Genomic DNA, 12,055 nt, shown 5'->3' on the forward strand with positions numbered 1-12,055 from the left:
ATTGGGAGAAATGGTAGTTGGAATCGTACTAGCGGCAGTTGTCATACTACTTTTACTTATTACGGTAGTAAAATGGCATCCGTTTGTCGCGTTAATTTTAACAGCAATTGGTGTAGGGCTAGCAATGGGAATGCCATTGATTGGAACTTCACCAAAAGATCCAGGGATTATTGATTCTATTAAACTAGGGCTTGGTAATACGTTAGGGTTTTTAGCGATAGTTTTAGCATTAGGAACGATGCTTGGAAAAATGATGGCCGAATCTGGCGGTGCTGAACGAATTGCTAACACATTAATTGATCGTTTTGGGAAGAAACGTGTTCACTGGGCAATGATGTTTGTTGCATTTTTAGTAGGGATTCCGGTATTTTTCCAAGTTGGATTTGTACTACTAATTCCATTGGTATTTACAATTGCATTAGAAACAGGGGTATCACTTATTACAATCGGTATTCCACTAGTAGCAGGATTATCCGTTGTACACGGACTAGTGCCACCGCATCCAGCAGCGATGGCAGCGGTAGGTATTTTTAAAGCAGATGTAGGGAAGACAATTTTATATGCGTTAATTGTCGGACTTCCAACTGCAATTATTTCAGGTCCACTTTATGGAAAATGGATTGGTGCTCGTATACATAAGGAAGTACCATTAGAGATAGCGGAGCAATTTGTTGAAAAAGATAATAAAAAAGAGCTTCCTAGCTTTGGAAATACATTGTTTACAATTTTACTTCCAGTATTTCTTATGCTTGGTGCATCAATAGCGGAAGTTGCATTAAATAAAACGAGTCAACTAGCACAAGTATTACACTTTATTGGAGATCCGATTGTCGCTTTATTAATTGCAACCATTTACTCTTTCTTTAGTCTTGGATATGCAAAAGGTTTCTCAAAAGATAAAGTATTACAATTTACAAATGATTGCCTTGGGCCAATTGCAAACATATTGTTAGTGATTGGTGCAGGCGGCGCATTTAATAAAGTATTATTAGATTCTGGAATTGGAACGACAATTGCAGATATGGCGAAAGAATCGCATATTTCACCAATATTATTAGGGTGGGGAATTGCGGCACTAATTCGAATCGCAACTGGATCGGCAACTGTTTCTATGATGACAGCAGCTGGTATTGTTGCACCGATTGCAGCAAGTACACCAGGTGTAAATGTTGAATTGTTAGCACTTGCAACTGGTGCAGGATCATTAATTTTATCACACGTGAATGATTCAGGATTTTGGATGATTAAAGAGTATTTCGGAATGACTGTGAAAGAAACGTTATTAACATGGACTGCAATGGAGACTATACTATCTGTAGTAGCACTTGGACTCATTTCGTTATTAAATATATTTGTATAGAATGGGAGATTGATTAATATGAAACTAGGTTTAATTGGATTAGGAAAAATGGGGTTCCCATTAGCGGAACATTTATATGAAGACAAGCATGAAGTAGTTGTATATGACGTAAATAAAGAACTTGTTGAAAAAGCGGATAAATTAGGTATCACTGCTCGCCATTCATTAAAAGAAATGATTGCTGAACTAGAAGCTCCTCGTACAATTTGGGTAATGGTACCTGCAGGGGAAGTAGTTGAGTCAGTATTAAAAGAAGTTTATCCATTATTAGAGGAAGGCGATATCGTTATTGAAGGCGGGAATTCATTCTATAAAGATACGTTACGCCGTGCTGAAGAAGCGAAAAGCTTTGGTTTACATTACGTAGATATCGGTACATCAGGAGGTGTAGAAGGAGCTAGATACGGTGCTTGCTTAATGGTTGGTGGAGAAAAAGAAATTTACGATCAATTAGAACCTTTATTTAAAGATTTAGCAGTAGAGAATGGGTATTCTTATGCTGGCCGTGTTGGTAGTGGTCATTTCTTAAAAATGGTTCATAACGGTATTGAGTACGGCATGATGCAAGCAATCGCTGAAGGATTTGAAGTGTTAGATAAAAGTGATTTTGATTTCAATTATGAAGATGTTGCAAAAGTATGGGCGAACGGATCAGTTATCCGTGGTTGGTTAATGGACTTAACTGAAAAAGCATTTGCAGAAGATCCGAAACTAGATGGCATTAAAGGTGTAATGAACTCTTCAGGAGAAGGAAAGTGGACTGTTGAAACTGCACTTGAACTGCAAGCTGCAGCACCAGTAATCGCAATGTCATTATTTATGCGCTACCGTTCTCAAGAAGATGATACATTCCACGGAAAAGTAGTTTCAGCTCTTCGTAATCAGTTCGGTGGACATGAAGTTGTGAAAAAATAGGAAATGATTTTGAAAAGAAACTTGTGTATAAGCGCAAGTTTCTTTTTTTTATAGTGTAAGAAATCTCTAATTTATAAATACCAATCAATCATTGTTTTTTTATCACATATGATGGCTTCAATATGTATTGATTGAACAATGTACTCTATATTTTCGTCTTTCGCTAATAAAAAAGTTGTAAAGGAATCAAACATACTCATGAATGCATAATCCATGTTTTCATCAGTAATAATGAACTCACTACAGAAAAGGTTCCAAATATTTAAAGGGGTTGTATCATGTATCTGTAATGATTTGTTTGTAGCAAAGATTGGTTCAGAGAAATATAGATTTTTTGCACCTTTCGAACCAAGGAGTTTTAGTAAATTCTGTAATAAAAATATAGATGTATAATCTTCCGTTGGATAATAAAGGTCTTGTTTAAAGTTTGAATGTAGCTTTTTAGCTAAGTCATCTCTTTTATATTCTTCTGAAAAGACATTACTGGAAGTTAACATGGCTATTGCTAGTTCTGTGTATGAATTTAGTCCACTATAAGACATTATTTCCTTCCAAGAAACGGATTTCCCATTTTGAATGATTTCTTCAGCACTTGGATATATGTGCTCGTAAGGTCTTTTTCTTACTGAGTTTTCCCACCCTAAAGGCATTTGGACAAAAGGATGAAGTAATATAGCAGCAGACTTAAAGTTGCTTGGTAGTTGTACTAAAATGGGTGATTTGTCATCTAGCCAAATGTAATCCAACAAAATAAAACCTCCTCTTAGACTTTGAAATGTACGGATTCCCGCATTATGTTTTTTGTATTGATTGTATCAAGTATAAAGCGCTGCATGAAATATGTCCCAACATAAAAATAAGAATAAATAAAATGAAGTTTTCATAAATAGTAAAAGGATGGTTATGTCATCAGTGTAGCTAAGAAATGATGTTACATATGAAAAGAGCGTGTTAATAAAATATGAGGTGGTTAAATGGGAAATGAGCAAGTGAAGAATGCAGGGGAAGAAAAAAAGTTATGTCTTTGTATGATTGTTAAAAACGAGTCTAGGATTATGGAAAGGTGTTTAAATGCTACGAAATCAATTGTAGATTTTGTTTCTATTTGTGATACTGGATCGACGGATAATACGCCTGAAATTATTGAAAATTGGTGTAAGGAAAATGAGATACCTGGGACGGTTCATCATGAGCCGTTTAAAAACTTCGGTTATAACAGAAGTTTAGCTGTTTCGTTGGCACAAAAAACATATCCAGAAGCAGATTATTTATTAATATTAGATGCGGATATGATTTTAGAGGTTGATCCGAATTTCGATAAAACGAGCTTAACGGAAGATCATTATCTTACATTGCAATATGATGTTCATATTAAATATTGGCTTACACGTCTGTTAAAAGCTTCTTTACCATGGAAATCAGTCGGTGTTACTCATGAGTATTGGGATATAGATCGTTCCAAAGTTGGAGAGAATTACAATACGAGAGTAGCTAGACTGGAGACGCTTGTCGTTAATGACCCTGGTGATGGTGGGAGTAAAGCGGATAAATTTGAAAGAGATGAGAGGCTGTTGTTACAAGGGTTGAGTGATCCAGAAACTACGCCAGATTTGCATATAAGATATTTATTTTATTTAGCCCAAACTTATTTTCATTTAAGCCAATTTGAAGATTCGATTAAATGGTATAAAAAACGAGTGGAAGCAGGAGGATGGGTTGAAGAGGTGTTCTATTCGTTGTTGCGAATAGGGTTTTGTTATGAACAATTAGCAAACCGTGCAGCAAATAAACAACATGAAGTAACAGAAGCAGATGAAATGGAAAATGCTAAGACGCAAGAAGAGCAATATTCAGCGCTAGCTATTTTTTATTTTCAAAAAGCGTGGGAATATAGACCAACTCGGGCTGAGCCATTATACCAACTTGCAAGAATGTATCGATTAAAATCTCAAAATAATATTGCTTTGATGTATGCCCTGCAAGGGAAGGAAATTCCTTTTCCAAAAGATGATCTTCTATTTGTAGATTATCATGTGTATGATTACTTATTTGACTATGAAATTTCTATAAGTGCATTTTATATACCACATAAAAAACATTTAGGTGCAGTATCACAAAAATTTTTGGAATCGAAAAAAGAAGAGCTACCGTTGCATATAGCAAATATGGTAGAAAGTAATGCGAAATTTTATTGAATACAATTTCGGTTAAAGGAGTAGTGGAGTAATAATGGAATTAATACGATGGGCGCTAGAGCTAGGAGAATCTGTGCATGGAAATACGTATGAAGAATTGTTGCCACTACTAGATTATTATTATGATCGTGATCATTTAAAAGCGTATTGTATCGCAAATCTTCTGTTAAACATGGACGTATCAGATGAACATCAGCAAAGAATCGAATTAAGAAGGTGCATTGCTGCTTATTATGCTGGACTATATAAAGTAGCAAAAAAACATGCGAAGGATCTTTTACTGAAATATCCGGATGTGGATTTATATAAGAATAATTTAAGGCTAATGGAAGCTTATTTGAATAAAGAATATGATTATTGTTTGTTTATATGCCCAAAGACGTATGGTAGTTTTATAGATGTTGCGCGAGCTTTGAAATGGCGATTGGAGCAAGAGGGAAATACAGCAATCATATCAGAAACAATACTCGAAAATGTGGGGAATACAATTGTTTTTGGAGCGCATACATATGCACATAGCCCACATCTCCTTCCGAAAAATGCAATTATTTATAATTTAGAACAGCTATATGAAGGAAGCCCTTATGCGCATCCTCTTTATTTAATGTTATTAAAAGATAGGGAAATTTGGGATTATAGTAAACAAAATATAGAATGGTTAAAACAAAGAGGAGTAGGAAAAGAAATAAAACATGTAGGCATGAACTATGCACCAACTTTAGAAATAAAAAAAGATGCATTTGATGAAGAATTAACTGAAGACATTGATATACTGTTTATAGGTGCTCTTAACCCAAGACGGCAAGCTATATTGGATCAATTAAAAGTCGTTGCCCCGAATTTAAATATTGTTTTTAAAAATAATGCGTGGGGAATTGTTAGAAATGAGTTAATTGCCAGATCTAAAATTATATTAAATATCCACTTTTACTTATCTGGTATTCTTGAAACTCCTCGAGTTTCTTATGCAGTGGCAAATAAGAAATTTATTATTTCGGAAAATAGCAACCCAGAGGACGAAATAGATTGGCCGGGAATTGTATTTACTCCGTATGAAAAAATAATAGAAAATATTATGAAATATGTAGAATTGCCAGAAGAACGTATCAAATTAGCAGAAAAAGCGTATAACCATTTTGAAGCTAAAAGAAGCAATGGCATACTGAGCAATAAAGAGAAAGAAAAGTAAATGTGAAAAACTCATACTTTCGTATGAGTTCTTTTTTCGTCTATCATACTATTTTATTAAGCTAGTTCCCTCTTTATATTGTGTTTTGTATAGAAATTTCTGATAATATATAAGTATAACTTGAAAACAAAGGGGAGAAATGATGATGAAACTAGTTGTTATTAACGGTACACCAAGAAAATTCGGTAGAACTCGTGTGGTGGCAAAATATATTGCTGACCAATTTGAAGGGGAGTTATTCGATTTAGCAGTAGAAGAACTACCTTTATATAATGGGGAAGAATCACAACGTGAATTAGAAGCGGTAAAAAAATTAAAGGCGTTAGTGAAAAATGCAGACGGCGTAGTGCTATGTACACCTGAATATCATAATGCAATGAGTGGGGCGTTGAAAAATTCGCTAGATTACTTAAGTAGTAGTGAATTTGTTCATAAACCTGTCGCATTACTTGCAGTTGCAGGAGGCGGTAAAGGTGGAATTAACGCATTAAACAGTATGCGTACTGTTGCTAGAGGGGTATACGCCAATGCTATTCCAAAACAAGTTGTGCTTGATGGACTTCATGTACAAGACGGTGAACTGGGAGAAGATGCAAAACCATTAATTCATGATTTAGTTAAAGAATTAAAAGCATATATGGGTGTATATAAAGAGGTGAAAAAGCAACTAGGGGTTGAGTGATATGTCATCTCTTTATAAAGATTCACGCTTGTATTTCATTCTAGGGGCCAATAGTCTATCAGCTATTGGTTCCGGTATTGTAATGATAACGATTCCATGGTTGTTAATTAAAGAGAGTGGAGGAGAGACAACGTTTGGTTATGTTTCCATCATCTCAACACTGATTATGTTTTTGTTAACTCCGTTTATCGGACAAAGTATTGATCGTTTTTCAAGAAAATCTTTATTATTATGTAATGAAGGTATATGGACTAGCGATTTTTCATGCGATTGGAAATGCGGGGACAAGAGTGGCGAGAAATGTATTGATGATGGAGGAAATCCCAAACGAAGTAATGGGACGTGTTGACAGCTTATTTCGATTAATTGGTACAGGAATAAGAATTGTATTATTAATGCTGTTTACAGCTGGTGTATCTAAAGCTGGGGTAATGCTGCCGTTTTACGTATTAAGCTACATATTAATCTTCTCATTAGGTATCGCTATTTATTATGTACTATCACAACGTAAAGTAAGAACGAACATTTCTAATAAATCAATCATATAAAAAATACTTCTGCCTTCCTATCTTTTTCTATATAATTAAAAAGAAAGGGAGTGCAAACGTATATATGAACAAATGGATATTACTTATAATCTTATTATTACCACCACTATACATTCTTTATATGACCTTTCGAATGAAGAAAGTTGCTCGTGAAAAGTTGAGCCATCACTCTCCGTACGTTCTTATATTAGGTGCAAAGTTATTTGGAGATAGACCGTCTTTATCTCTTCAAAACCGTTTGGATGTAGCATTGGAATATTTAGTTTCTCATCCTGAAGCGAAAGTAATTGTTTCAGGTGGTCAAGGAGAAGATGAAGATATACCGGAAGCTCATAGTATGAGGAACTATTTAATGGTACATGGTATAGATGAGAGTCGTATTTTAATAGAAGATCAATCTACAAATACGTATGAGAATTTAAAGTTTAGTATAGATTTATATGATGTGAAACATGCGGTAGTTGTAAGCAATACGTATCATTTATATAGAACGAAAATAATTGCGAAGCGTTTAGGCATGAGGATGGAGGCACTAGCTGCTGAAACGCCAATGCGCTCTAAGAGAAAAATGTATGTCCGTGAATATGCCGCTATAATGAAAACAATATTGTTAGACCGTTAGAGCTCAAGTGTGAGCTCTTTTTTTGTTGAATAATGCGTATCATTTGAAATGAATTCCATATTCCATCAAAATAAAGGAAACAACGATAAAGGAGTTGTATTTGTGATTCAGTTTAATCAAGTGTCAAAATCATATGAAGGTGGCACAAAAGCAGTGGATTCATTGCATTTAGAAATTAAAAAGGGAGAATTTTTTGTCCTTATTGGTCCGAGTGGTTGTGGGAAAACAACGACAATGAAAATGATTAATCGTTTAATTGAAACGACAGAAGGCTCAATCTTAATCGATGGAAAAGATATTCAAGAATACAATATTAATGAATTACGCTGGGATATAGGGTACGTGTTGCAGCAAATCGCTTTGTTTCCGCATATGACAATTGCTGAAAATATTGCAGTTGTTCCTGAAATGAGAAAGTGGAGCAAAGAAAAAATAAAAGCTCGTGTCGATGAGTTGCTCCAGATGGTCGGGCTAGATCCAGACGTATATCGCGATCGCATGCCTGATGAATTATCAGGTGGGCAAAAGCAGCGTATTGGTGTTGTACGGGCATTAGCCGCAAATCCGAAAATCGTTCTTATGGATGAACCATTTAGTGCGCTAGATCCATTAAGTAGAGAACAGCTTCAGAAGGATATCGTACAATTGCAAAAGAAGATTCAAAAAACAATTGTATTCGTAACACATGATATGCAAGAAGCATTATCACTTGGAAATCGCATTTGTATTATGAAAGAGGGAAAAATTGTTCAATTAGATACGCCAGAAGAAATTATACATAACCCCAAAAATGAATTTGTAGAAGAGTTCATTGGAAATCGTGGGCGACCTTGGTATGAGGGGAAAAGTATAGAAGATGTATTGCCACTTGATGAAAGTATGCGGATAGAAGGGGAAGCACTATCATTACATTCTTCTTTACAAGAAGCATTAGTTCGCCTGCGAGCTGATGAAGTCGTTCCAGTTGAAGAAAATGGTCGATATGTTGGAGCTTTAACAAGTCGTCATATTGTCAATTATATTGTTGAACAAATGAAGGAAAGAGGCTAAACAGTGACTGATTTTATACAAACGTTTCAAGAACGAAAAATAGAATTACTAACTGCATTAAGTGAGCATTTACAAATATCGCTTATTTCATTATTTTTTGCAGTAATTATTGCGGTACCGCTTGGCATTTTATTAACGAGAAAAGAACGAATGGCTGAGTTTATTATAGGAACTTCTGCAGTTATGCAGACGGTGCCATCACTTGCATTACTCGGATTATTAATTCCGTTAGTAGGAATCGGAAAATTGCCAGCCATTATTGCATTAGTTGTGTATGCACTATTACCTATTTTACGCAATACATATACAGGAATACGGGAGTTAGATGAATCTTTAATCGAAGCAGCGAAAGCTATGGGGATGAATAGCTGGAGAAGACTGTGGAAGGTAGAGCTTCCTCTTGCTTTACCAATTATTATGGCCGGTATTCGTACGGCAATGGTATTAATTGTTGGAACGACTACATTAGCAGCACTTATAGGTGCTGGTGGGCTCGGTAAACTCATATTACTCGGTATCGATCGGAATGATCATGCACTTATCATTTTAGGGGCCGTACCAGCCGCGTTACTCGCTTTATTCTTTGATGTAGTACTTCGAGTGCTTGAGAGGCCAAAACGCTCGTCTAAGCGTGTTATATTGACGATATGTATTGTTTGTATAATGGTTGCTTCTCCATTTCTTTGGAATACAGAAAAGAAAGATATTGTTATTGCGGGCAAACTTGGATCAGAACCTGAAATTTTAATTCAAATGTATAAGCAACTTATCGAACAAGATACCGATTTACACGTACAATTAAAACCAGGTCTTGGAAAAACAGCATTTGTATTTGAAGCGTTAAAATCAGGAGAAGTAGATATATACCCTGAGTTTTCGGGAACAGCTTTATCTACTTTTGTGAAAGAAGAGCCAAAAAGTACAAATCGGGATGAAGTATATGAACAGGCTCGCGTTGGAATGGAACAGAAATATAATATGGTTATGTTGAAGCCGATGGAGTATAACAATACATATGCACTAGCTATGCCGAAAAAAATAGCAGATCAAAATAATATAAGTACAATTTCTGATTTAGGAAAAATTGCACAGAATGCGAAAGTAGGATTCACATTAGAATTTGCTGATCGTGAAGATGGTTATAAAGGAATGCAAAAATTATATAACTATAAGTTTTCAAATGTGAAAACGATGGAACCAAAATTACGTTACAGTGCAATTCAATCAGGGGATGTGAATGTAATTGATGCATACTCAACAGATAGTGAATTGGAACAATATGGACTTAAAGTGCTAAAAGATGATAAAGGATTATTTCCACCATACCAAGGTGCACCTTTATTAAGAAAAGAGACGTTACAAAAATATCCTGAACTTGAAAAAGTATTAAATAAATTATCTGGAAAGATTACAGATGAAGAAATGCGAAAAATGAATTATGAAGTAAATGTAAATGGTAAAAGTAGTGAAGAAGTAGCGAAACAATTTTTACAAAAAGAGAACTTACTTCGTTAAATTTACAAGAAATATACAAATTTATATGTATGAAATGACCGTTCATTACAAAATGAACGGTTTTTTTGTGCATACTTATACATTTTTTCAAAAAAGTATTCCATTTTTCTTCATTTTCTTTTAGAATAAGTAATGTTTTCCTGAAAAAATATAAGAGAAGCGTCTATTAGAGAAAAAGGTGACTTTAATAGTTGAACGAACATAACACCTAGAATGACAGATGGGGTGGTACAAATAGAAAAGAAGTTAGGTTTTTTTCCATTAATTGCATTAGTAGTTGGAACAATGGTTGGTGGCGGTGTTTTTAGTTTACCGCATGATTTAGCAGTAGGAGCAAATAGTGGCTCTATAATAATTGGCTGGTGTATTACAGCGATGGGAATGATTCCACTCGCGCTCGTATATCAAACGTTAGCAAGAAAAAAACCAGAGCTTGAGGGCGGAATTTATAGTTATGCACGTGCTGGTTTCGGTGAATATATTGGATTTAACAGTGCTTGGGGATACTGGCTAGCAGGAATTTTAGGAAACGTTGCAACAATCATGTTACTGTTTAGTACATTAGGCTATTTTTTCCCAATTTTTAAAGGTGGAAATAGTGTTGCGTCTATCGTAGGAGCATCACTTTTATTATGGACACTTCATTTTCTAATTTTATTTGGAATTCGTGAAGCATCTATTATGAATGTGATTGCAACAATAGGGAAATTGGTACCAATCGTATTATTTATTGTTGTAATGGTAACAGCGTTTCGCTGGGATACATTTACACATGATTTTTGGGGAGAAGGAACTATTTCAGTTTCCTCTATACTTGGTCAAGTGAAGAATACAATGCTTGTAACTCTTTGGGTTTTCATCGGGGTTGAAGGAGCGGTAGTATTATCTGGAAGAGCGAAAAATAGTCGAGACGTCGGTAAAGCGACAGTATTAGGACTTATTTTAGTAATGTCTATTTATATTTTAATTTCTGTCTTGTCAATGGGAGCGATGACAAGAGGAGAGCTTTCTGTTTTAGAAACGCCGTCAATGGGACATGTATTAGAACATGTTGTTGGGACGTGGGGCGCAGTAGCGATTAACATCGGGTTAGTTGCTTCACTTGTAGGTACATTAATAGGTTGGTTTTTACTTGTTTCTGAAATTTCCCATGTAGCAGGAAAAGATGGCGTGTTTCCGAAAGTCTTTACGAAAACAAATAAAAAACAAACGCCGCATATGGCATTATGGATCTCAAATGGCGTTGCCCAAGTTATATTTATAATCGTTCTGTTTTCAGAGTCAACATATCAAATTATGTATTTCATAGCGTCAACATCAATTTTAGTACCATATTTATTATCAGCGTTATTCCAATTCAAATTAGTAATTACAAATGAACTAAAAGGTGCAAAAGTGAAAAATGGTTCGCTAGCTTTAATTGCTTCACTTTACTCTATATGGCTTATTTATGCAGCTGGTTTGAAGAATTTATTGCTCGTTTCAATCGTATACGGGATTGGGATCATTGTTTATGTGTATGCAAGAAAAGAAAAAGGAAATCGTTGTTTTACTCGTATAGAGAGATATGTAATGTGTGCAATTGTCGTAGCAGCTGTTACATCTCTTTATATGTTATTGACTGGAAATATAAAAATGTAAAAGTCCTTTTCATTTAAAGGGCTTTTTTCTTTGTCTATAGAATATTTAATACATAAGATATTCAGGAGGGATGAAAATGGAAGAAAAAGAACAGTTGAACAGAATTGTTGATTTAGCGAGTGAAGTAAGGAAAGTATTAGTGCAAGAATCTTTTTTTAATCATCATCCTGAACTGCGAGGAGTGATTGAAAATTTAGCGAGTGCGGTAGAGAATTTGGCGGAATTACAGCAACATAAAGATGAAAACGCTGAAGATCGTTTACGATATGTACTTGCTAAAATGAAAATTGCTCATAATGCCATCTTACAAGAGAAAAACGCATTTCCATCTCATTAAT

At 35.0% G+C, this 12,055-nt stretch carries 10 protein-coding genes and 2 pseudogenes; 11 read left to right on the top strand and 1 reads right to left on the bottom strand.

Going from position 1 to position 12,055, the window contains the following annotated elements:
• Positions 1–10 precede the first annotated feature (10 nt).
• Complete coding sequence (locus MKY00_RS11435; protein WP_000260197.1) at positions 11–1,360, top strand: GntP family permease; 1,350 nt, start codon at positions 11–13, stop codon at positions 1,358–1,360.
• Positions 1,361–1,378: 18 nt separating this feature from the next.
• Positions 1,379–2,275, top strand: a complete 897-nt coding sequence (gene gnd, locus MKY00_RS11440) for a phosphogluconate dehydrogenase (NAD(+)-dependent, decarboxylating) (protein ID WP_000765989.1) — start codon at positions 1,379–1,381, stop codon at positions 2,273–2,275.
• Between the two features lie 71 nt (positions 2,276–2,346).
• On the opposite strand, the pseudogene MKY00_RS11445 reads toward gnd, so the two are convergent.
• Positions 2,347–3,110, bottom strand: a pseudogene (locus MKY00_RS11445) (DUF2711 family protein).
• A gap of 139 nt (positions 3,111–3,249) precedes the next feature.
• On the opposite strand from MKY00_RS11445, the gene MKY00_RS11450 reads away from it, so the two are divergent.
• From MKY00_RS11450 to MKY00_RS11490, 9 genes and pseudogenes are all read left to right on the top strand, one after another.
• Entirely contained in the window at positions 3,250–4,470 is a 1,221-nt protein-coding gene (locus MKY00_RS11450) for a tetratricopeptide repeat-containing glycosyltransferase (RefSeq protein ID WP_016717391.1), read from the top strand.
• Positions 4,471–4,504: 34 nt separating this feature from the next.
• Positions 4,505–5,659, top strand: a complete 1,155-nt coding sequence (locus MKY00_RS11455; RefSeq protein ID WP_016717392.1) for a hypothetical protein — start codon at positions 4,505–4,507, stop codon at positions 5,657–5,659.
• Positions 5,660–5,804: 145 nt separating this feature from the next.
• Positions 5,805–6,341: an NADPH-dependent FMN reductase gene (locus tag MKY00_RS11460; protein WP_014893779.1), complete on the top strand. Its 537-nt coding sequence runs from the start codon at positions 5,805–5,807 to the stop codon at positions 6,339–6,341.
• Position 6,342: 1 nt separating this feature from the next.
• Positions 6,343–6,889, top strand: a pseudogene (locus MKY00_RS11465) (macrolide transporter).
• A 64-nt stretch (positions 6,890–6,953) separates the two neighbouring features.
• Positions 6,954–7,511: a YdcF family protein gene (locus tag MKY00_RS11470; RefSeq protein ID WP_001045793.1), complete on the top strand. Its 558-nt coding sequence runs from the start codon at positions 6,954–6,956 to the stop codon at positions 7,509–7,511.
• A 102-nt stretch (positions 7,512–7,613) separates the two neighbouring features.
• Positions 7,614–8,561, top strand: a complete 948-nt coding sequence (locus tag MKY00_RS11475; RefSeq protein ID WP_016717393.1) for an ABC transporter ATP-binding protein — start codon at positions 7,614–7,616, stop codon at positions 8,559–8,561.
• Between the two features lie 3 nt (positions 8,562–8,564).
• Positions 8,565–10,076 carry an ABC transporter permease/substrate-binding protein gene (locus MKY00_RS11480; RefSeq protein ID WP_016717394.1) on the top strand — a complete coding sequence of 504 codons (1,512 nt, stop codon included), beginning with the start codon at positions 8,565–8,567 and terminating at the stop codon, positions 10,074–10,076.
• 213 nt (positions 10,077–10,289) lie between these two features.
• A complete protein-coding gene (arcD, locus tag MKY00_RS11485; protein ID WP_016717395.1) occupies positions 10,290–11,717 on the top strand; it encodes an arginine-ornithine antiporter in 1,428 nt (475 codons plus the stop codon).
• Between the two features lie 76 nt (positions 11,718–11,793).
• Positions 11,794–12,054 carry a hypothetical protein gene (locus MKY00_RS11490; RefSeq protein WP_000391444.1) on the top strand — a complete coding sequence of 87 codons (261 nt, stop codon included), beginning with the start codon at positions 11,794–11,796 and terminating at the stop codon, positions 12,052–12,054.
• The last annotated feature ends 1 nt before the right edge of the window (position 12,055 follow it).

Source organism: Bacillus sp. FSL R9-9834 (assembly GCF_038006905.1).
GTDB lineage: Bacteria > Bacillota > Bacilli > Bacillales > Bacillaceae_G > Bacillus_A > Bacillus_A pacificus.